This is a genomic window from Streptomyces diastatochromogenes (assembly GCF_002242805.1).
In the GTDB taxonomy this organism is placed as follows: Bacteria; Actinomycetota; Actinomycetes; order Streptomycetales; family Streptomycetaceae; genus Streptomyces; species Streptomyces diastatochromogenes.
The window spans coordinates 111,644-131,727 of sequence record NZ_MCGQ01000023.1; the positions used below are offsets into that span (position 1 = coordinate 111,644).

Below are 20,084 nucleotides of genomic sequence, written 5' to 3' on the forward strand. Positions count from 1 at the left end.
GAGGGATCGCCTCGGTCATCGCACGGCTGGCCTCCTGGCGACGAGCCGACCGCGCCCACCCCCGCATCCGCCGGTGGGGAGTCCCGGCCCTGTGCACCGTGGCCGGCCTCGACACCTACTTCAACCCCTACAACATCGGCGATGCCAAGCTGCCGCTCATCCTCCTGTTCACTGTCCCTCTGCTGTGGCGCGAACGCCGTCCCATGCTGGTTTTCGCCCTCACGACCGCGGCCTCTGTGGCAGCCATCCCGTTCGGGGTGCTGACCAGCGCGGAATCGGCTCGTGTCGTGGCTCTGTTCAACGTCGGCCGCTACTGCACCCCGCGCCAGGTCGCCGCCGCCATCGGCATCACCACCGTGCAACTCGCTGCATGGGCCTACTTCTTCTGGCGGGGTCACCAACTCGACTACGCCACGCGCCCGGAGGTCATCACTCTGCTGGCGATGTTCGCCATGGGCGCGTTCGCCGCCCTCGGCATGCTCGCCCGCCTGACCTACGCCTACACCTCCGTGCTGAAGAGGGAACGCGACCAACAGGCCGCCCTGGCCACCGCGCAGGAACGTGCCCGTGTCTCCCGCGAGATGCACGACATCCTCGGCCACACCCTCGCCGTCATCGTCGGCCTCGCCAACGGGGCCGCCGGCCTCACCGAGAGCAAACCCGAACGGGGCGCCCAGACGCTGCGCATCATCAGCGAGAGCGGCCGCGACGCCCTGGCCGAGCTGCGTCGCCTGCTCACTGTCATCGGCGACGACAGCGACAGCGGCACTGGCCCAGGGCGGGCCGCCCCCTTCGCCCCCCAGCCCGGCCTTGCCGACATCGGCGCCCTGCTGGAACGGATCCGCGGCGCCGGCCCCACCGTCACCCTGGACACCCGTGGTGACGTCACCATCCTGGCACCAGGCCTTCAGCTCTCCGTCTACCGCATCGTCCAGGAAGCCCTGACCAACACGGTGAAGTACGCGGCCTCCGACACGAAGATCAACATCACCATCACCATCGCCCCGGAGACCGTACGCGTCGTCGTCGAGGACACCGGCCCCTCCCGCACGCCCAACCCCGGTCGTGCCCACGCGGGCGGCGGCCGCGGTCTGGTCGGCATGCGTGAACGCGCCGCCCTTTACCAGGGCGGCGTCACCGCCGGACCGAACGACCATGGCGGCTGGACCGTCCGCGCTCTCCTCTTCCCCGGTCTGCCCGCCACCAACTCCCCCGAGAGAGAGCCCGTATGACCACCGTCCTCATCGTCGACGACCAGGCCCTGAGCCGCATGGGGTTCAGCATGCTCATGGAACAGCATCCCGACATGACGGTCGTCGGCGAGGCCGCCAACGGCGCCGAGGCGGTCCGCGCGACCGCGGAGCTGCGGCCCGACGTCGTCCTGATGGACGTCCGTATGCCCGGCATGGACGGCATCGAGGCCACCCGCCGCATCGTCGAATCCGGCGGCCGCTCCCGCATCCTCGTGCTGACCACCTTCAACCTCGACGAATACGCCTACGAAGCCCTGCGCGCCGGAGCCAGCGGATTCCTCCTCAAGGACGCCATGCCCGAGGAAGTCGTCGCGGGCATCCGTGCGGTGGCCGCCGGCGACGCCGTCATCTCACCGGGCCTCACCCGCAAGCTCATCGACGCCTTCAGTGACCGTCTGCCCGGCCACTCCCCTCAGCAGCAACGCCGCCTCGCCGACCTCACCGACCGCGAACGCCAGGTCCTCACCGCAGTCGCCAGCGGCTGGACGAACAGCGAGATCGCGGAACGCCTCCACCTCGCCGAATCCACCGTCAAGTCCCACATCAACCGCATCCTCACCAAGATCGGCGCCCGTGACCGGGTCCAGGCCGTGATCTTCGCCTACGACACAGGACTCGTACGGCCCGTCTGAACAGCTCCGTCCCCGCTCGCCCGGACCGCCCCGAGGCTGGGACCGATACCGCTCCGTACACCGACACGTCCCCGCAATCGATCATCCGCGACCAGGAACAGGACACAGCAATGGGACCGTTGGCACGCACCGGAATAGGCGTGGCTCTGGCATGCGGGGTACTGGCCACGGCCGTCACCGTCGGCCGGAACTCTGACAGCGACGACAACAAGGAACCGCCCAAGGGCCCGTACGTCGCCCTCGGTGACTCATACACCTCAGGCCCCAAGATTCCTCCGCAGACCGGTACGCCCACCGGCTGCGACCGCTCCGGTCGCAACTACCCCGCCCTCGTGGCCAAGGAACTCGGTATCAAGCCGGCCGACTTCCGCGACGTCAGCTGCAGTGGCGCCACCATCACCGACCTGACCACGCCGCAGCAGACCGGCAACGGCACCAACCGCGCGCAGCTCACTGCGGTTACCGCCGCGACAAGGCTCGTCACCCTCGGCATCGGGGGAAACGACATCGGTTTCAGCTCGATGATCACCAAGTGTGTCACCACCGGTGTGCTGTTTCAGGGACATCTCCGACAAGGCGCCGTGCAAGGAGAAGTACTCCTCAAGCAACAGCGGCGACGCCGACCAGGTGGCCCAGAAGATCCGTGCAACAGGCGACCGGCTGGCCCAGACGCTCGGAGAGATCAGGCGCCGGGCCCCGGAAGCCAGTGTCTACATCGTCGGCTACCCGGCGATCCTGCCGGCCAAAGGCGGCGAGTGCGGCAACGACCTGCCCCTCGCTCCCGGCGACATGACATTCCTCCGCCAGAAGACACAGCAGCTGAACGCCATGCTCACCGAGCGGGCGAAGGCGGCCAAAGCCACGTACGTCGACACCTTCGCTCCCTCCACCGGTCACGACGCCTGCTCGCCGTCGGCCACACGCTGGGTCGAGCCCCTCAGGCCCAGCAGCCCCGCGGCCGCCGTCCACCCCAATGAACGCGGAGAGCGGGGCATGGCCACTGCCGTCCTGCACGCCCTCAAAGACTGAGCACATGCCGCTCGCCGTCCTCAGAGCCGCCTGCCCCAGCCCCCACATGTCCACCCGCCCCGGGCCGGCGCTTGAGTGGCCCGCCCGCTCCGCACCTCCGCCCGTGAGGACACTCCCTCACCGGACCATTCGCCCCCGCCATACGCGCTCGACAAGGCCCCGCTGAGAGACCCCCCATGACCACGGTACTCATCCTCAACGACCAGGCATTGCAGCGTCACGGCCTCCGCCTGTTCCTCGAAGCTCAACCCGGCGTCACCGTCGTCGGTGAAGCCGCCACTGGAGTTCAGGCTTCCCAAACTGCCGCTCGTCTTCACCCTGACGTCATTCTCATGGACATGGGTCTGCCCGACGACGAAGGCATCCGGACCATACGCCACATCGCCAGACGCGAAGGCCACACCGCACCACCCGCAGCACACCGAGCGAAGACGGCTCACCCACGCGTACTGGTACTGACCCCCGCCGACACCGACGACTTCGCCTACGCCGCCCTGAGTGCCGGAGCCGGTGGATTCCTCCTCACGAACGCTCTCCCGGACCAGCTGACGGCAGCCATCCACATCGTCGCCCAAGGAGGCGCGGTCCTTCCACCCCGCCTGACGCGCAGACTCATCGAAGCCCTTCGTCAACAGGGTCCGTCCCACACCCCCAGGAACGCCCGCAGACTTTCGGTCCTCACCGAGCGGGAACGCGAAGTGCTCACCGCTCTCGCCTCAGGCTGGAGCAACACGGAGATAGCCACACGACTCTCCATCGCCCCGACCACGGTCAAGACCCACGTCAGCAGCATCCTCGCCAAATTCGGTGTCCGCGCCCGCGTCCAGGCCGTCGTGATCGCCTACGAGACAGGACTGGTCAGACCGACCTGACCGATGATCTCGATCACACAGGGTGAACCAGTTCGTCAAGCGCATCGAGCAGAAGGCGCAGCCCGAATTCGAACTCGGCTTCGTGGTCGATGGATGCCAGCTCTGTCGCGGCTTCCACGACTCGCGGGACGCCCTGGGCAGCGAGCAGGCTGACGCGCTGGGCGGCGGCCTGGTCGGTATCGGGGGTGCTGAGGGTGGGCCCCACCCCCACCTCTCGGAGCAGTGTTCCGACGATGTAGGCGATGAGGGCGCGGAGCGCGTGGACTGCGGCGTCGACGCGGAAGCCGGCGGTACGGAGGATGTTCAGTACGGCGTCGGCAGATTCGACGTAAGCCGCGGAGTTCTGCCATCGGGTGAGGACCAGGGTGGCGGTGTTGGGGTAGGCCGTGGCCAGTTGCCGGAACGATCGCGCCACAGCGCGCGCGTCGTCCTTCCAGTCCCCCGTCGGGGCAGGGATGACCAGTTCCTGAAGAGTCAGGTCGACGATGCCGTCGAGGATGCCGTCCTTGTTCTTGACATGGGTGTAGAGCGACATCGACTCGACGCCGACCGCGTTCGCGATCTTGGTCATCGTCAGGGCACCGACACCGTCCCGCTCCGCCAGCCGGCGAGCAGCCGTCAGCACTTCGCGCCGGCTCAGGTCACGGCGGGGTCGGGGCATCTCGGGAGCTCCTCTCCGGTCAAACGCAAAAAACCTTATCAGATAAGGTTGCGCATTTATCCTTACGGCATAAGGTTACGCCCAGGGGCAAGACTTCGACGATTGCGGAGCGCAGAGATGAGCCGATTGACCGTGGATGTGCGCGAGAGGCGAGAGAAGGTCGTGCGGGACCACTTCGAGGACGAGGTCCGGCACGCCTGGGACGACGTACTGTCGACGTTCCCGCATCCGCGCTACGAACTGATCCCGATGGGCGTGGTCCACGACGGTGACGCCGAGGTCCGCGGCTACTACCACGACACCCGTGTGGCCTTCCCCGACCAGCGCCACGAGATGATCAGCCTTCGGCATGCCGACGACGCGGTCGTCGTCGAGTTCTACCTGCTGGGCACCCACCGCGGACCGTTCGGCGCGATTCCGGCGACGGGCAACACGTTCAAGGTCCGGGTCACCGCGTTCTTCGTCTTCGAGGACGACCGCCTGGTATGCGAGCGCATCTACTTCGACACGCTCACCATCCTGAAGCAGCTGATCGGCGGCCTGGACTTCAAGAAGCCCAGCACCCTGCTGCTCATGCTCAGGATCCTGCGCGCCCTTCCGTCCTCTCTGGGGAACAAGGGCAAGCCGAACGACGCCGTCCACACGATCTCCGAGGTGTGAGGGTCATGAAGATCCACCACCTCAACTGCGGCAGCATGGCCATGCCGACCGCGCCCATGGTCACGCACGTCTTCCTGCTGGAGACCGACAACGGGCTGGTCCTGGTCGACGCCGGCTACGGCATGGACGACATCGCCGATCCGGCCGAACGCGTCGGGTTCATGCGCTGGCTGATCAAGCCCGCCTTCAGCAAGGACGAGACGGCACTCCGGCAGGTCGAGAGACTCGGGTTCAAGGCAACCGACGTCCGCCATATCGTCGTCACACACTTCGACTTCGACCACATCGGCGGGATCGCGGACTTCCCGCAAGCCCGGATCCACACCACGTCCGCCGAGGTCCTCGGGGCGATCACCTCTCCCACACGTGCGGAGCGCAGGCGCTACCGGCCTGCGCAATGGGCGCACGGGCCGCACATCGTCGAGCACAGGCCGGACGGCGAGCCGTGGCGTGGGTTCGCGGCAGCGAAAGAGCTCACCGACATCGCGCCCGGCATTGTGCTGGTGTCGCTGCCCGGTCACACCCGCGGCCACGCCTGTATCGCAGTGGACCGCGGAGACAAGTGGCTCCTGCACTGCGGCGACGCCTTCTACCACCGTGGCGTCCTCGACGGCACGCCCATCCCGCCCCTGCTGACGGGCATGGAAAGGATGGCGGCCATGGACTGGGCCAGGGTCAAGGACAACCACCGCCGCCTGGCCGAACTCCACCAACGCGCAGACACCGACCTCCAGATCGTCTCCGCCCACGATCCGCTCCACTTCGACGCTCTCGCTGCCGCCGCGCCCGAAAGGCCCCTCTCATGAAAACAACCGCCTCCCCCGGCGGGCCCATCGTCCTGGTCACGGGGGCCGGCTCGGGTATCGGCCATGCCATTGCGACGAGGCTGGTCTCCGACGGCTACCGCGTGCTGGGCGGGGCCATCGACGATCAGGAGGCGGCCGCGCTCCTGCAGGCGTTCCCTGCCGGTCTGACCCCGCTCGTGTTCGACGTCCGCGACGAGGACAACGTGCAGGCAGCAGCCAAGGTCACACGCGACGCGTTCGGCGAGGCACGGCTCGCCGGCGTCCTCAACATTGCCGGGGTCATCACAAACGGCCCGCTCGTGGACCTGACCGCCGACGCATTCCTCAAGGTCCTGTCCGTGAATCTCATCGGGATCCACAACGTCACCCGCGCTTTCCTGCCCCTGATCGCCAAGGGAGGCAAGGTCGTCAACATGAGCTCGGCCAGCGGTACCCGCACGCTGCCGTTCACCGGCGCGTACTCGGCGAGCAAGTTCGGTGTCGAGGCTCTCTCGACCGCCATGCGGATGGAGTTCGCCCCGCTCGGCATCCACGTTTCGGTCGTCGCACCCGGCCTGATCAACACACCGATGGCCGGTCACATTCAGGACGAGCTGCGCAAGGTACCGTCGCTGGCCGTGTACGCGGCACCTCTGGGGAGGTTCCTGGACAGGACCGTACAGAGCGCCGCGCACGGAATCGCGATCGAACGGGTCGTCGACAAAGTGGTCAAGGCGCTCACTGCGGAGCGGCCGGCGCCGCGGTACGACATCCCCCACAGCTACCTGCAGGATGTCGTCCTGATGCGGATGCTTCCCATCCGGGTTCGTGAAGCGCTGGTCCGCCGAGTGCTCGGGCTGGTGGCCTCATGACCGGCTACGAGAGCCTCAAGACCAGCGCCGTTGACCTCGGCTCGGCCATCACCGTTTTCGACGGCCTCGCCGGTCTGCCGGGCGGGCCCGGAGCAAAGCTCGAGTGGATCCGGGCCCGTGCGGCCGACTTCGTCAAGGAGTTCCGCACCACGGGCATGCCCTCGTCGATCCGCACGTGCAACCTGGTGACTCTGCCCTACCCGACCAGGTTCGGGCTCTTCCGTGCCGCCCGCACACCGGCGCCGTTCCTCACCATCACCAACCGCATGCTCGTCATCCGGTGGCACGAGAGCGACGGGCGCAGGCGGACTCTGCTCTTCGAGCCCTCCGACATCGAACTCGGCGCCAACACCCCGTACTTCGCGGAGCTCGCGCGCCGCACGCCTTCCTTCGCCCGGCACCTCCTGCTGCGCGAGTACGACTCCGTGGAAACACATCTGCGTCGCCTCGGGATCAGCGTCGAGGAGGTCGACTATCTGCTGTTCGACCACCTCCACACCCAGGACATCCGTCGGTGGGTGGGGACAACGGCCCCACAACCGGACCTCGGTGCCGCCGCGCCGATCGAGCCGTTGTTCCCCAACGCCAAGCTCGTCGTGCAAAGGGACGAGCTCAGTGCGATGAGGCGACTGCACCCGCTGCAGAAGCCCTGGTATCAGGCCGACAAGTTTCGTGACCTGCGGCCCGGCGCGATCCTTCCCATCGATGGGGCGACACTCCTGGGTCCCGGGCTCGCTATCCTGCCGACACCCGGCCACGTCTTCGGCAACCAGACTCTCGTCATGAACACCGACACCGGCATCTGGGCCTCCAGTGAGAACGCCATCGCCGCTGAATGCCTGACCCCCGAACACTCCAAGATGCCGGGGCTGCGCTCGTTCGTCCGACAGTGGGGCCACGAGGTCGTACTGAACGCGAACACCATCGAGACAACCGCCGACCAGTACAACTCTCTGGTGCTGGAAAAGTCGATCGTCGATCGCGCTCAGAGCGACACACGCTTCCTGCAGTTCTTCCCCTCCAGCGAACTCACCGGCCATCCGGCCAGCCCCGGCACCCGCCCTACCTTCAGCCACAACGCCATCGGCCATGGATAGCGCCGCCCATGAGCCGCCTCGCAGGCGTCGATACCCGTCCGCTACCCGGCGGCGCCCCCGCCATTGGACTGGGCGTCGCCCAGTCCCAGCGCCGGGAACGTGTAGACAAAGCCGCCGTTGCCTCCGCCGACGACCAGATAGCCTTCCCGGGTGCCGGGCTTGATGACGAGATTCGAGGTCAGGAGTTGCGGCTCCGACATCGTCTGCGGAACGACGATGTTCGCGATCAACTCGCCCTGGGGGCTGAACACTTCAACCTTCCCGTCGTTGATGACGCACTGGTAGACGTGACCGTCGGCGTCGACGGCGTTCGAGTCGAATCCGCCGACGCCCTGGTTGCCGTACATGCCGATGCTCGGCAGGGTCACGCTGGTGTGATCGGCGGAAAGACGCAGGCAGTCGATGCGGGCGGCGCCGAGCTCGCTGACCCACAGCCCTGAGTGGCCGTGTACGGAGGAGGCCCCGTGCGGGCCCGTGCCCCATGCCCCCCCGCAGCGGCCAGACCTTGGTATGCCACCAGGGAGAGCGAGTGCGACGCCTCAAGTCCGCACATTAATGTACCGGCAGTACTTTGATAAAGTACTGCCGGTATGTAACATGGTGGGGTGACATTTCAACGCGCCCGCAACAACGAACAGCGGAACCAGAGGCGGCGCCAGATCCTCGACGCCACTGCGGTGATGCTGACTGAGATGCCGGTCGCGAACGTGAGCCTGAACGAGCTGAGTCGGCGCGTCGGTCTGGCCAAGTCGAACGTGCTGCGCTACTTCGAATCACGCGAGGCGATCCTGTTGCAGCTCCTGGACGTCGAACTGCAGGGCTGGCTCGGCGAACTGGAGCACTCGCTCGAACCCGTCGAAGGCTCCGCCCGTGAGCGCGGAGACCAACTGGCCAGGATTCTGGCCGAGTCCCTGGCTGAGCGCCCGGTGCTATGCGACCTGACCAGTGCGCAGGCCGCGGTGCTCGAGCGCAATGTGTCTGCCAAGGTCGCCGTCGAGCACAAGAGCGCCACGCTGCGCGCGTTCCAAGGCCTCGCAGGGCTGTTCCTGCGATACCTGCCGGAACTCGGCACGCAGGATGCGTTCCGACTCGTGGGGCTGACCACTCTGGCGATAAGCGCAGCCTGGCCGCACGGCCGACCTTCTGAGGCGCTGCTGGCCGCTTATGCCGCCGATCCGGCGCTGGCCCCGATGCGGGCGGACTTCACCGATCTTGTGCGCCAGTCGGTGGAGGTGGCCATCTCCGGGCTGCTCGTTCGCGCGGAGAACCTGCCGCTGGGGGCCGAGCCTCTCGACGAGGTCCCCGTGCAGAGGTGGCAAGAATGAGGCAGTCCATGGACGACCGCGCACGTCGAGACGCCGACCGCGGGCCTCGCGCCAACGGGCGCCTTCATGGCTTGACCCATCACCGCACCGTCCCCCAGCTCCCGCGCGCTGATTCGGCGAACTGCTGACCGTGCGGGTCGGAGGTGCCATCGGCTGCATCGGATGCCGGCATTCGCCCGAGCTTCGTTCTGCATGTTGGCGGCGGGTGAACCATTCGACCTACGCCGTGACCGTACGTCTCCAGGTCAGGTTGTAGCGGATCGGCTCCGTCCGCCCTGTCTGCGTTCCGGTGAAGCGCTACCTGCCCACTGTGACGGCACACGTCAGATGTCGTGCGCCTACGACAGCTACCGTGCTCAATCTCAGCTACCCTCCGGTCCGCGCCCTCGGTAGGGTGCCAACTCTCCCGCTTTTGTGCCAACTAAAAAGCCTCGTCACAGGCCGTCACCGCCGTACCCGAGGCATCCCCAGCCCGATCCACGAGATGATCTCGCGCTGGATCTCGTTGTTGCCGCCGCCGAAGGTGAAGATGACCGCCGAGCGGTAGCCGCGTTCCAGTTCGCCGTGCAGGACGGCGCCCGCCGAGCCCTCCTTCAGGGGGCCCGCCGCGGCCACGACCTCCATGAGCCAGGCGTAGGCGTCCCGGCGGGCCTCGGAGCCGTAGACCTTGACGGCGGAGGCGTCCTGCGGGGTGAGCGTGCCCTCCTGGACGGCGGTCACCATCTGCCAGTTGAGGAGCTTCATCGCGTCGAGCCGGGTGTGGGTCCGGGCGAGCAGGCGGCGTACCCAGGGCAGGTCGACCACCCGGCGGCCGTCGGCCAGCTTGGTCTCCATCGCCCAGCGCTGCACGTCGTGCAGGGCGCGGATCGCCATGGTGCCGTGGGCGGCGAGGGTGACGCGCTCGTGGTTGAGCTGGTTGGTGATCAGCCGCCAGCCCTGGTTCTCCTCCCCGACCCGGCGCGAGACGGGGACGCGGATGTTCTCGTAGTAGCTGGCCGTGGTGTCGTGCGAGGCGAGGGTGTTGATGACGGTGCACGAGTAGCCGGGGTCCGACGTCGGCACGAGGAGCATGGTGATGCCCTTGTGCGGCGGGGCGTCCGGGTCGGTGCGTACGGCCAGCCACACCCAGTCCGCGGTGTCGCCGTTGGTGGTCCAGATCTTCTGCCCGTTGACGACGTACTCGTCGCCGTCGCGTACGGCGCGCGTCTTCAGGGACGCGAGGTCGGTGCCGGCCTCGGGCTCGCTGTAGCCGATGGCGAAGTCGATCTCGCCGGAGAGGACGCGGGGCAGGAAGTACGCCTTCTGCTCCTCGGTGCCGAACTGCATGATGGTCGGGCCGACCGTGTTCAGCGCCATCAGCGGCAGCGGTACGCCGGCCTGCGCGGCCTCGTCGAAGAAGATGAACTGCTCCATCGCGGTCATCCCGCGCCCGCCGTACTCCTTGGGCCAGCCCACGCCGAGCCAGCCGTCGGTGCCGAGCCGCCGGATCGTCTCGCGGTAGAACCGCTTCTGCGCGGCCGGATCCGCGTACCGGGCGTAGGCGTGGTCCGGCACCAGCTCGGCGAAGTAGGCGCGCAGTTCGCTGCGCAGTCGCTGCTGCTCGGGCGTGTGGTCGAGGTGCACGGCGCCTCCAGGGTCCCCAAGGGCGGTCCTGACGGCGGACACCGTAGAACGTGTTCCAGAAATAGGGAATGGCACGCCGGGGCTCAGTTCAGGGACTCCAGGAAGTCCGTGCACGCCTGGGCGCAGGCCCGGCACGCCCCCGCGGCCGATTCGGCGCCGGTCTGCCCGGCGAAGGCGTCCGCGCAGTCGAGACAGACCGAGCGGCACCACTCCAACTGGATCCTGATCCCCTCCTCGTCCTGACGGTCCTGCTCGGTCAGCATCCGGCAGGTGGCGTCGCACACCTCGGCGCACATGATGCCCAGCCGGCGTACGCGGTCCTGGCGCACGGCGCCGATCGGGTCCAGGAGACTCGCACGCACCGCACACACCCTGGCGCACTCCGTACACGCCAGGGCACACGCGAAACGGTCCTCCAGGAACCTGTAGAGCTGCTGCGGTGAAGTCGGCGGTGTCACACCGGGCGGGTAGCCGGGCGGGAGCATCGCAAACCCCCTTCACCGGAGCAAGCAAATCCCTTCCCAGGGCAATGCGATGGTCGCGACCGGGGGGTCACGTCGCCGTCCGTGGACGTGCGCTCACCCAAGGTGTCCGGTTCGTCCTGTTCCGGGTGGGGTATTCCTATCCTATGAGTACCGCACAGATGCAGCTTGCTGCGGCGAGCGGACTGATGAGCCTCGTGCTCTTCCTGGTGGCCCTGGCCGTCGTGGCCTTCCTCGCCGGCGGCTACTGGATGACCTCCCGCGTCAAGTACCGCGAGCCCCCTCGGCCGCGCCCCGAGGAGCAGCCGCACCTGCCACCGGACGGCGCGGTGCACGAGGTCCGGGAGAACAGGGAGTCCCAGGAGGTTCCCCAGATCCCCAAGGGCGGTCGCCCGCTCACCCCGTACGAGCTGACCAACATGGACACCAGGCCGAGCGCGTCGAAGGATCGCCCGCGCTGGAGCAAGGGGTCTAGCGGCTCGTTCGGCGGCGGTGGACTGGGCGCCCACTGAATCCGACCGACCGCCGAACACCGGACACCCGCATCGGACACCGAGCACCGGACACCGACACACACGGCCTCGAAGACACGCACGGCATCGAGCGAACGACCGGCCCGGCCCGCGTCAGGCCGCCGTACGCCTCTAGGAGACCTTCCTGGCGGCGTCGAGGCGGCCGACGCGGGCCACGTTCTGTACGTCCTCCGGGTCCTGGCTCGGCTCGGCCGCGAACCAGGCGTCGAGGATCTCCTTCAGCACCGGTGCGGACGTGAGCCGCAGGCTGAGCGCCAGGACGTTGGCGTCGTTCCAGCGGCGGGCGCCCTCGGCCGTGCCTGCGTCCGTGCACAGGGCCGCGCGAGCGCCCGGCACCTTGTTCGCGGCGATGGAGGCGCCGGTGCCGGTCCAGCAGCACACGACCGCCTGATCGGACGTGCCGTCGGCGACGTCACGGGCGGCCGCCTCGGAGCAGACCGCCCACTGCGGGTCGGCACCGGACCGCAGCGCGCCGTGCTCACGCACCTCGTGGCCGCGCCGGCGCAGCTCCTCCACGAGGAGGCGGGCGACGGGTTCGTCCATGTCGGAGGAGACGGAGATCCGCATACTCCGGAGCCTAGTTCCTTTCCGACGGCCCCGGTACGCACCGCCGCCCCGGGTCACCGGCCGACAGCCTGTGGGTTCTGCCGACAGCGGTCAACTTCCCTCTCCGGCAGGCTAGTCTCGGCGAGGTGAGCGATCCCGAACCGGTCGGCCCGCCCGAGGTGCTCGCGGCGCTCGGCGCCTCCTTCCGGCTGCACGAGCATCCCGACGTGGCCGAAGTCCTGGACGTGTGCGCCGCGCTCGGCGTTCCGCTGGAGCGGACGGTCAAGACCCTTGCCTTCGTCACCCCGGAGGACCGGCTCGTCCTGGCGGCTCTGCCCGGCCACGCACGGCTGCGGTACGGCGCGCTCGCCCGGGCCGCTGGGATCCGCCGCACCGATCTCTCCCCCGCCGGGGCCGGCCGGCTGGCGCGGGCGGGCATGCGGCCCGGCGGGGTGTGCCCCGTGTCCGCGGACGGCGGCGCGGTGGTGGTGTTCGACGAGACGGTGGGCGGGCTGGGCCGCGTGCACTGCGGCAGCGGCCGGCCCGACAGCAGTATCGAGATCGACGCGGCGGAGCTGATCGCCGCGGTTCCGACGGCCGCGACGGCGCCGATCGCCGACATTCCGACGACGGCGGGGGCGGGGGCGACATGACCGTCCGGCCTGCCACGCCCGCGGACTCCGCTGCCGTCTGGCGTCTCCTGAACGGATTCGTGACCAGCTACCGGCCCGATCGGGCGGTCTTCGAGGACGTCACGTTCCCCCAGGTCCTCAAGTCCGCGGCGGAGGGCGGAGCGGAGTTCCTGGTGGCCGAGCGGGACTCGGCCACGGTCGGCTATGTGCTCGCGGTGCGGATGCCCACCCTGTTCGCGGGCGGCACCGTGCTGGAGCTGCTGGAACTCACCGTGGACGCGGGGCTGCGCGGCGGGGGAATCGGCTCCGCGCTGATCCGGGCCGTGCAGGCGAGGGCCGAAGCGGCGGGTGACGTGGAGGTGACCGTGCCGACCCGCAGGGCCGGCGAGTTCTACCGCCGCCTCGGGTTCGACGAGACGGCGACCTACTTCAAGTGGTCCCGTAGCTGACCACACCCCGGAGCTAGGGGCTCGCGCGGACGACGGCTTGGTCGCCTCGGGGGCCGAACAGATGCAGGATCTCCACGGTGCTCGTGTTCGCCGGACCGAACCAGTGCGGCTGTCTGGTGTCGAACTCGGCCGCTTCGCCGGGGCGGAGCGTGCTTTCGTGCTCGCCTAGGACGAGCCGCAGTTCGCCGGCCAGGACGTAGAGCCATTCATAGCCTTCGTGAGTCACCAGCTTCGGTTCGCGGGGAGCCAGTACGTGCTTGAACACCTGTACCCGGCCCGGGTATTGGGTCAGTGGCACGAGGACGCTGCCGTCACCCCTGCGCAAGGGCTTCAGATGCACCCGGGGGTCACCGGTGGCCGGTGCGGCCACCAGTTCGTCGAGCGCGACGCGGTGTGCCCGCGCGAGCGGGATGAGCAGGTCCAGGGTCGGGCGTCGGCTGCCCGACTCAAGACGGGACAGTGTGCTCACCGAGATCCCGGTCGTTGCCGCCAGCGCCTCCAGCGTGAGTCCCCGGTCCCGGCGCAACGCGCGCAGCCGTGGCCCGATGTCGTCGAGGATCTGCTCCAGTTCTGCGTCCACGGGGCTCAGTGTGCGGTTCTTTGCGGTTCTCGCAAAAGTGCTGGTCGGTGCCGAGGGGACTGACTGAGCCTTACCGGGCGATTACTCCCCGGCTGTGAGAGGCAACCCGTGACCGCGACGACGACTCACCCTGTTCCGCCCGCTCTGAGCGCACGCAGACGCTGGACGGTGCTGGCCGTCTGCTGCCTGAGCATGTTCCTGGTGGGCCTGGACACCACCATCGTCAACGTGGGCCTGCCCGCCATCGGGCGCGGCCTGGGCGTCGGGACGCGCAGTCTCGAGTGGACCGTTGACGCGTACACCATCGTCCTGGCCGGGCTGCTGATCTCCTCCGGCGCGCTGGCGGACCGGTTCGGACGCCGACGGATGTTCCAGTGCGGGCTGGTCGTGTTCGGGGCGGCCTCGCTGGTCTGCGCGATCGCGCCTTCGGTCGGCGCGCTGGTCGCGGCCCGCGCCGTTCAGGGCGTCGGCGCCTCGATGCTCAGTCCGGTCGCTCTCGCGATCGTGGTGAACGCGATGCCCGACCCGAGAGAGCGAGCGCAGGCGATCGGTGTCTGGGCGTCCGTTTTCGGGCTCAGCATGGCCGTCGGGCCGGTCATCGGGGGTGCTCTGCTCGCGGGGCTCGACTGGCGGGCACTGTTCTGGATCAACGCCCCGGTCATCGTGGCCGCTCTGGTGCTCAGCGCCGTGTTCGTGCCCGAGTCCCGGGCGCCGCGGGCACAGCGGCTCGACGTGCCGGGTCAGGCGCTGCTGACCGTGGTCATCGGCGTCTGGGTCGGCGTCCTCATCGAAGGGCCGCACATCGGCTGGACGTCGCCCGCAGCGCTGGCCGCCTATGGGGTCGCGACGATGGCGACGGTCGGATTCGTATGGGTCGAGGCCCGTCGGCAGCAACCGCTGATGGATCTACGGCTCTTCCGCAGCCCCGCGTTCAGCGGTGCCGTCCTGGGGGCCGTGGCGGTCTTCGTCGCTCTGAACGTGACGCTGCTGCTCAACACCCTTTACCTGCAGCACACCCGGGGATTCACGCCACTGGCCGCCGGAGCGGCGACGCTGCCCATGGCCCTCGGCGCCACCGTCTGCGCCCCCTGGTCCGGCCGTCTCGTCGGTCGCGTCGGACCCCGGCTGCCGCTGACCCTGGCCGGCGGCTTCACCATGGCGGGCGGACTCTGCCTGGTCGGACTCGACGGTCACACCAGCACGCCCCTGCTCCTGCTCGCCTACCTGCTCACCGGCATCGGGTTCGGCTTCGCCAACGCGCCGATCACCAACACCGCGGTCAGTGGGCTGCCTCCCGCCCGAGCCGGCGTGGCCGGAGCGATCACCTCCACCGCACGACAGGTCGGCGCCGCGCTCGGCATCGCCCTCTCCGGCGGCCTGGTGGCCAACACCACCCCAGCGGGCCTGGCCCACGCGTCCCGCCCTGGCTGGATCCTGGTCGCCGCCTGCGGGCTCCTGCTGGTCCTCCTGGCCCGTACGTCACGGTCGAAGGCATGAAGCACGGTCGAAGACATGAAGAAGGTCCACGCACACTCCGTAACCACGGCTGGGGCCGTCGGATCCCGGAGTGGGCCGAGTCGGCGGCGGCCGAACGGGAAGCTGCGGCGCACATGACCTTCGCTGCCACAAGGTCGATACTGATGAGCAAGGCTCCGTGCTCCCGCCCCAAGGCGCCCTCAGGGGGATCCCCTGAACAGGGAAAACACCGGTCAGAGACTCACCTGCTAAGTTTCTTAGGAGATAGGCATGAAGATGCTGATCAACGTCCCGGAGACCGTGGTGGCAGACGGGCTGCGGGGTATGGCGGCCGCGCATCCCGACCTGACCGTGGACGTGGAGAACCGGGTGATCGTCCGCCGGGACGCTCCCGTGGCCGGGCAGGTCGCGCTGATCTCGGGCGGTGGGTCGGGGCACGAGCCGCTGCACGGGGGATTCGTCGGTCCGGGCATGCTCTCGGCGGCCTGCCCCGGAGAGGTGTTCACCTCGCCGGTGCCGGACCAGATGGCGCGGGCGGCGGCCGCCGTCGACAGCGGGGCCGGCGTGCTGTTCATCGTGAAGAACTACACGGGTGACGTGCTCAACTTCGACATGGCGGCCGAACTCGCCGAGGACGAGGGCATCCAGGTCGGCAAGGTGCTGGTCAACGATGACGTGGCCGTCACCGACAGCCTGTACACGGCCGGCCGGCGCGGCACCGGCGCGACCCTGTTCGTGGAGAAGATCGCGGGTGCCGCCGCGGCCGAGGGGCAGCCGCTGGAGCGGGTGGAGGCCGTCGGGCGCCAGGTGAACGAGAACGCCCGCAGCTTCGGTGTCGCGCTGAGCGCCGTCACCACCCCGGCCAAGGGCTCCCCGACCTTCGATCTGCCCTCCGGCGAGCTGGAGTTGGGCATCGGCATCCACGGCGAGCCGGGCCGGGAGCGGCGGGCGATGATGACCTCCGGGGAGATCGCCGACTTCGCGGTGCACGCCATCCTGGAGGACATGCCCCCGCGCAACCCCGTGCTGGTCCTGGTCAACGGCATGGGTGCCACCCCGCTGCTGGAGCTGTACGGCTTCAACGCGGAGGTGCAGCGGGTGCTCGGCGAGCGGGGCGTGACCGTGGCCCGCACCCTCGTCGGCAACTACGTCACCTCCCTCGACATGGCGGGTGCCTCGGTCACGCTGTGCCAGGTCGACGAGGAACTGCTGCGGCTGTGGGACGCGCCGGTGAAGACCCCGGCACTGCGCTGGGGGATGTGATACGGCGGACGAAGCGGTCAACATCCCTACCACGCAAGGAGATCCAGTGCTCGACGCCGATTTCTTCCGCCGTTGGATGACGGCGACCGCCGCATCCGTCGACCGGGAGGCGGAACGGCTCACGGCCCTCGACTCGGCCATCGGGGACGCCGACCACGGCAGCAACATGCAGCGCGGGTTCACGGCCGTCCTGGCCAGCCTGGAGGAGGAGGCGCCGGCCACCCCGGGCGCCGTGCTGGTCCTGGCCGGGCGCCGGCTGATCTCGACGGTCGGCGGGGCGGCCGGGCCGTTGTACGGCACCCTGCTGCGCAAGGCCGGCAAGGCGCTCGGGGACGCCACCGAGGTCAGCGAGAAGCAGCTGGCCGAGGCGCTCAGGGCGGGCGTGGACGGGGTGATGGCACTGGGCGGTGCCGCACCCGGCGACAAGACCATGATCGACTCCCTGGTCCCGGCCGTGGACGCGCTCGGCGAGGGCTTCGCCGCGGCACGCTCGGCCGCCGAGCAGGGCGCGGAGGCCACCATCCCGCTGCTGGCCCGCAAGGGCCGGGCCAGCTATCTCGGCGAGCGCAGCATCGGGCACCAGGATCCGGGGGCCACATCCTCGGCCCTTCTGATCGCCGGACTGGAAGAAGCGGCTTCGGGAGCATCGGGTGAGTGACGAGAAGCGGGTCGGGATCGTGCTGGTGTCGCACAGCGCGGAGGTCGCGACATCCGTGGCCGAGCTGGCGAAGGGTCTGGCGGGCGGGGCCACCGCGGTGCCCGTCGCCGCGGCGGGCGGTACCGAGGGCGGCGGGCTCGGCACCAGCGCCGAGCTGATCTCCGCGGCGGCCGCCTCCGTGGACCGGGGTGTCGGGGTCGCCGTACTCACCGACCTCGGCAGTGCGGTGCTCACCGTGAAGGCGCTGCTGGCCGAGGGCGATGAACTGCCGGACGGGGCGCGGCTGGTGGACGCGCCGTTCGTGGAGGGCGCGGTGGCCGCGGTCGTCACGGCGGCCACGGGAGCGGATCTGGACGCGGTGGAGGCCGCGGCCGCTGAGGCGTACAGCTACCGGAAGGTGTGAGTCGCGTGGGGTCCAGGGGGCTCCGCCCCCTGGACCCCCGGCCTATGCCCACCCACCACTCGACTCGGTAGGCATAAAAGGCGCCCGCCCGGGCTCGGTGGGCCGTGCAGGCGGTCTCACTTCTGGGCCTCCACGAACTCCCGGGCCAGCCGCTCCCCCATCTCCACCGCCGCCCGGTGGTCCTCGATCGGGGCGACCTTCGAGTCCTTGAAGACGATGTACGTGACGCCGGAGGGGACTCCACCGTTGCGCGGGTCGGGGTGGATGCCGAGGCCCCGGGCGGTGGCGTAGGAGGCCTCGCCGATGATGTCCCGCGGACCGGTGTCGCCGACGACCGCGTACCGCACCCGGTCGTGGTAGATCACGGCCGCCACCGCGCCGCCCCTGATTCCCTGCGCGCTGGGGTCCCAGATGCCGCTCGGAGCCGGGATCACGATGTAGGGCAGGGACTCGGCGTTCAGGTGGCGGCCGTCGGACTGCTGGTAGGCGGTGGCGGCGGAGAACAGCGGATCGGTACGGCGGTTGCAGCGGGTGGTGGGCCGTCCGTCGCAGTCGACGTCCAGGTCGGCCTTCCAGAACACCGCCTTGCGAGTGCCGCAGACGGGGACGGTCGCGGAGCCACCGCCGTCGGTTCTGTACCGGCCCTTGGACACCTGGGTACAGGTGCGCACCCGGTCGAGCAGGTCGGTGGCGGTCACGGAGCCCTCGCTGTGGGCCGCGTGCTCCTGCCCGGGCGGTACGGCAGCGGCGGGAACTGTCGTCGGGGCGAGCAGGGCGGCGCCGGCCGTGGCCAGCGTCAGCGACTGGAGACGCACTCTGAGGGACTCTCTCCTGGAGAACATTCCGGACACCTTGCCGAATCTGGTGCCGGCCTGCGAGCACGACCACTCCGATGGGGCCGGATGGAGCACGCTCCTGACGCCCTGTGAGAAGACAACAGGGGCCGGGGGCCTGAGCCGATACCGGCCCAGGCCCCCCGGCCGCCCGCGTCGGCGCGGGTTCGGCGACGACAGCGTGTCCGCGCCACAGGCATGAACTTCCCTGCGTTCTCGGGGAGTTCAGCCGTAGGGAGTCCTCAGCATACGTAACTCCCGCGCATGGTCACCAACACGACCCCCTTGCTTCGGTCGCACAGGCCGGGTCATATTGGTCCGGACCTTTGCCGTGATGCCGTCCCCGGGGAGGCAGAGCCGTGCGACGCGTTCCCCTCCGGCCCGTGCTGGCCTGCGCAGCCCTGGTGCTGGTCACGTCCTGCGGCTGGAGCGGTGCGGCCGACGGCGACGGCGGACGGGCGCCCGGCGCTCCGGCGGGCGTCACCGCCGCGGCCGGGAGCGCCACCAGCGTGCACGTGATGTGGAACGCGGTGCCGGACGGGCGCGGGATCCGCACCTACGAGGTATATCGCGGCGCCACGAAAGTCACGGAAGTACCGGGCTCGCAGCACATGGTGGACGTCACCAGGCTCAGGCCGTCCACCCTGTATGCGTTCACTGTGCGGGCCCGGGACACGGACGGCCGCCTCGGGCCGCCGAGCCGTGAGGTGCGGGCGCGCACGCCCGCCGTGGTGGCGGCGGACCGCTCGGCCCCGACCCGCCCGCTACGGCCGACCGGCCGGGCGGTCGGCAGCCGGGCGGTCCAGCTGTCCTGGGCCGCCTCCCGCGACGACAGGGGCGTGGTGTCGTACGACGTCTACCAGGGCGGTGCGAAGATCCACAGCGTCGGTGGCGGCCAGACCGCGACCGTGGTCACCGGACTGCGTCCCGGCACCCGGTACGTCTTCACCCTGCGGGCGCGGGACGCCGCCGACAACCTCTCGCCCGCGAGCGCACCCGTCCGGATCGGCACGCCGGGCACCGACGACGGACGGGACACCCGGCCGACCGGCTTCACCGCCACGACCCACCGGTCCGCCGGGGCGTACTACATCGACCTCGCCTGGGATCCGCCGCGGGTGGACGGGGTGATCACCGAGTACCGGATCCAGCTCGACGGCACCACGGCCACCTCCCTGGTATGGGGCGGCGACCCACCGCGTGGCCGGGCCCGCTACAGCTTCTACGTCGGGCGGGACGCCGGGGCCGAGCACCGGGTGCGGCTGAGGGCGCGACTGCCCGACGGCACCTGGGGCGGCTTCTCGGCGGAGCGGACGGTGACCACGGGCGCGGGCGGCTGACGGTCGACGGGCCGGCTCCGTCCTGCACCGGTCGCAGGAGTCACGTCACCTGACCGGGTGCGGTCCGCGTGCGGCCGGGT

24 protein-coding genes and 1 pseudogene are annotated in these 20,084 nt (G+C 69.6%); 18 read left to right on the top strand and 7 right to left on the bottom strand.

What is annotated here, in order from left to right:
• Positions 1 to 98: 98 nt before the first annotated feature.
• The 5 genes and pseudogenes from BEK98_RS26775 to BEK98_RS26790 all read left to right on the top strand — a co-directional run bounded on the left by BEK98_RS26775 (position 99) and on the right by BEK98_RS26790 (position 3,786).
• Positions 99 to 1,232: a sensor histidine kinase gene (locus BEK98_RS26775; RefSeq protein WP_244201997.1), complete on the top strand. Its 1,134-nt coding sequence runs from the start codon at positions 99 to 101 to the stop codon at positions 1,230 to 1,232.
• On the top strand, positions 1,229 to 1,885 hold the full coding sequence (locus BEK98_RS26780) for a response regulator (RefSeq protein ID WP_094219230.1): 657 nt from the start codon (positions 1,229 to 1,231) through the stop codon (positions 1,883 to 1,885). Before BEK98_RS26775 ends, BEK98_RS26780 begins: the two co-directional genes overlap by 4 nt.
• Before the next feature lie 110 nt (positions 1,886 to 1,995).
• Positions 1,996 to 2,367, top strand: a pseudogene (locus tag BEK98_RS50950) (SGNH/GDSL hydrolase family protein); the annotation flags it as partial.
• Positions 2,368 to 2,419: 52 nt separating this feature from the next.
• Complete coding sequence (locus BEK98_RS50955; protein WP_279635485.1) at positions 2,420 to 2,914, top strand: SGNH/GDSL hydrolase family protein; 495 nt, start codon at positions 2,420 to 2,422, stop codon at positions 2,912 to 2,914.
• A 176-nt stretch (positions 2,915 to 3,090) separates the two neighbouring features.
• Positions 3,091 to 3,786: a LuxR C-terminal-related transcriptional regulator gene (locus BEK98_RS26790; RefSeq protein ID WP_094219231.1), complete on the top strand. Its 696-nt coding sequence runs from the start codon at positions 3,091 to 3,093 to the stop codon at positions 3,784 to 3,786.
• A gap of 13 nt (positions 3,787 to 3,799) precedes the next feature.
• Here the strand turns inward: BEK98_RS26790 and BEK98_RS26795 are convergent, their stop codons facing one another.
• Entirely contained in the window at positions 3,800 to 4,447 is a 648-nt protein-coding gene (locus BEK98_RS26795; protein WP_094219232.1) for a TetR/AcrR family transcriptional regulator C-terminal domain-containing protein, read from the bottom strand.
• A gap of 117 nt (positions 4,448 to 4,564) precedes the next feature.
• Here BEK98_RS26795 and BEK98_RS26800 point away from each other — a divergent pair, with 117 nt between their 5' ends.
• From BEK98_RS26800 to BEK98_RS26815, 4 genes are read left to right on the top strand one after another with little or no spacing between them, the layout of a single operon-like run.
• The gene (locus BEK98_RS26800) at positions 4,565 to 5,107 is read left to right on the top strand and encodes an ester cyclase (protein WP_094219233.1); all 543 of its coding nucleotides are present in this window, start codon (positions 4,565 to 4,567) and stop codon (positions 5,105 to 5,107) included.
• A 5-nt stretch (positions 5,108 to 5,112) separates the two neighbouring features.
• Positions 5,113 to 5,913, top strand: coding sequence for an MBL fold metallo-hydrolase (locus tag BEK98_RS26805; protein ID WP_094219234.1), 801 nt, complete (start codon positions 5,113 to 5,115; stop codon positions 5,911 to 5,913).
• Positions 5,910 to 6,764: an SDR family NAD(P)-dependent oxidoreductase gene (locus BEK98_RS26810; RefSeq protein WP_094219235.1), complete on the top strand. Its 855-nt coding sequence runs from the start codon at positions 5,910 to 5,912 to the stop codon at positions 6,762 to 6,764. Before BEK98_RS26805 ends, BEK98_RS26810 begins: the two co-directional genes overlap by 4 nt.
• Entirely contained in the window at positions 6,761 to 7,861 is a 1,101-nt protein-coding gene (locus BEK98_RS26815) for an MBL fold metallo-hydrolase (protein ID WP_094219236.1), read from the top strand. Before BEK98_RS26810 ends, BEK98_RS26815 begins: the two co-directional genes overlap by 4 nt.
• 41 nt (positions 7,862 to 7,902) lie before the next feature.
• On the opposite strand, the gene BEK98_RS26820 is transcribed toward BEK98_RS26815, so the two are convergent.
• Positions 7,903 to 8,229 carry an SMP-30/gluconolactonase/LRE family protein gene (locus tag BEK98_RS26820; RefSeq protein WP_094219237.1) on the bottom strand — a complete coding sequence of 109 codons (327 nt, stop codon included), beginning with the start codon at positions 8,227 to 8,229 and terminating at the stop codon, positions 7,903 to 7,905.
• A 237-nt stretch (positions 8,230 to 8,466) separates the two neighbouring features.
• Here BEK98_RS26820 and BEK98_RS26825 point away from each other — a divergent pair, with 237 nt between their 5' ends.
• Entirely contained in the window at positions 8,467 to 9,186 is a 720-nt protein-coding gene (locus BEK98_RS26825) for a TetR/AcrR family transcriptional regulator (protein WP_094219238.1), read from the top strand.
• Positions 9,187 to 9,630: 444 nt separating this feature from the next.
• Here BEK98_RS26825 and BEK98_RS26830 read toward each other — a convergent pair whose 3' ends face one another.
• The gene (locus tag BEK98_RS26830) at positions 9,631 to 10,809 is read right to left on the bottom strand and encodes an acyl-CoA dehydrogenase family protein (RefSeq protein ID WP_094219239.1); all 1,179 of its coding nucleotides are present in this window, start codon (positions 10,807 to 10,809) and stop codon (positions 9,631 to 9,633) included.
• Positions 10,810 to 10,892: 83 nt separating this feature from the next.
• On the bottom strand, positions 10,893 to 11,267 hold the full coding sequence (locus BEK98_RS26835) for a four-helix bundle copper-binding protein (RefSeq protein WP_094219440.1): 375 nt from the start codon (positions 11,265 to 11,267) through the stop codon (positions 10,893 to 10,895).
• 170 nt (positions 11,268 to 11,437) lie between these two features.
• Here BEK98_RS26835 and BEK98_RS26840 point away from each other — a divergent pair, with 170 nt between their 5' ends.
• A complete protein-coding gene (locus BEK98_RS26840; protein ID WP_244201998.1) occupies positions 11,438 to 11,803 on the top strand; it encodes a DUF6479 family protein in 366 nt (121 codons plus the stop codon).
• Between the two features lie 132 nt (positions 11,804 to 11,935).
• On the opposite strand, the gene BEK98_RS26845 is transcribed toward BEK98_RS26840, so the two are convergent.
• Positions 11,936 to 12,391, bottom strand: a complete 456-nt coding sequence (locus BEK98_RS26845) for an RpiB/LacA/LacB family sugar-phosphate isomerase (protein ID WP_094219241.1) — start codon at positions 12,389 to 12,391, stop codon at positions 11,936 to 11,938.
• Positions 12,392 to 12,516: 125 nt separating this feature from the next.
• Here BEK98_RS26845 and BEK98_RS26850 point away from each other — a divergent pair, with 125 nt between their 5' ends.
• Together BEK98_RS26850 and BEK98_RS26855 are read left to right on the top strand one after the other, a co-directional pair.
• The gene (locus BEK98_RS26850) at positions 12,517 to 13,023 is read left to right on the top strand and encodes an aminoacyl-tRNA deacylase (RefSeq protein ID WP_208643238.1); all 507 of its coding nucleotides are present in this window, start codon (positions 12,517 to 12,519) and stop codon (positions 13,021 to 13,023) included.
• Positions 13,020 to 13,451, top strand: coding sequence for a GNAT family N-acetyltransferase (locus tag BEK98_RS26855; RefSeq protein WP_094219242.1), 432 nt, complete (start codon positions 13,020 to 13,022; stop codon positions 13,449 to 13,451). Before BEK98_RS26850 ends, BEK98_RS26855 begins: the two co-directional genes overlap by 4 nt.
• A 13-nt stretch (positions 13,452 to 13,464) precedes the next feature.
• Here the strand turns inward: BEK98_RS26855 and BEK98_RS26860 are convergent, their stop codons facing one another.
• Positions 13,465 to 14,031, bottom strand: coding sequence for a helix-turn-helix domain-containing protein (locus BEK98_RS26860; RefSeq protein WP_094219243.1), 567 nt, complete (start codon positions 14,029 to 14,031; stop codon positions 13,465 to 13,467).
• 108 nt (positions 14,032 to 14,139) lie between these two features.
• Here BEK98_RS26860 and BEK98_RS26865 point away from each other — a divergent pair, with 108 nt between their 5' ends.
• The 4 genes from BEK98_RS26865 to BEK98_RS26880 all read left to right on the top strand — a co-directional run bounded on the left by BEK98_RS26865 (position 14,140) and on the right by BEK98_RS26880 (position 17,831).
• Positions 14,140 to 15,528, top strand: a complete 1,389-nt coding sequence (locus BEK98_RS26865; RefSeq protein ID WP_208643239.1) for an MFS transporter — start codon at positions 14,140 to 14,142, stop codon at positions 15,526 to 15,528.
• Between the two features lie 249 nt (positions 15,529 to 15,777).
• Complete coding sequence (gene dhaK, locus BEK98_RS26870) at positions 15,778 to 16,770, top strand: dihydroxyacetone kinase subunit DhaK (RefSeq protein ID WP_094219245.1); 993 nt, start codon at positions 15,778 to 15,780, stop codon at positions 16,768 to 16,770.
• A 46-nt stretch (positions 16,771 to 16,816) separates the two neighbouring features.
• Positions 16,817 to 17,428 carry a dihydroxyacetone kinase subunit DhaL gene (gene dhaL, locus BEK98_RS26875; protein WP_094219246.1) on the top strand — a complete coding sequence of 204 codons (612 nt, stop codon included), beginning with the start codon at positions 16,817 to 16,819 and terminating at the stop codon, positions 17,426 to 17,428.
• Positions 17,421 to 17,831, top strand: coding sequence for a PTS-dependent dihydroxyacetone kinase phosphotransferase subunit DhaM (locus tag BEK98_RS26880; protein ID WP_094219247.1), 411 nt, complete (start codon positions 17,421 to 17,423; stop codon positions 17,829 to 17,831). Before dhaL ends, BEK98_RS26880 begins: the two co-directional genes overlap by 8 nt.
• A gap of 116 nt (positions 17,832 to 17,947) precedes the next feature.
• Here BEK98_RS26880 and BEK98_RS26885 read toward each other — a convergent pair whose 3' ends face one another.
• Entirely contained in the window at positions 17,948 to 18,646 is a 699-nt protein-coding gene (locus BEK98_RS26885; RefSeq protein WP_094219248.1) for a glycoside hydrolase family 75 protein, read from the bottom strand.
• 377 nt (positions 18,647 to 19,023) lie between these two features.
• On the opposite strand from BEK98_RS26885, the gene BEK98_RS26890 reads away from it, so the two are divergent.
• Complete coding sequence (locus BEK98_RS26890) at positions 19,024 to 20,004, top strand: fibronectin type III domain-containing protein (RefSeq protein ID WP_094219249.1); 981 nt, start codon at positions 19,024 to 19,026, stop codon at positions 20,002 to 20,004.
• The last annotated feature ends 80 nt before the right edge of the window (positions 20,005 to 20,084 follow it).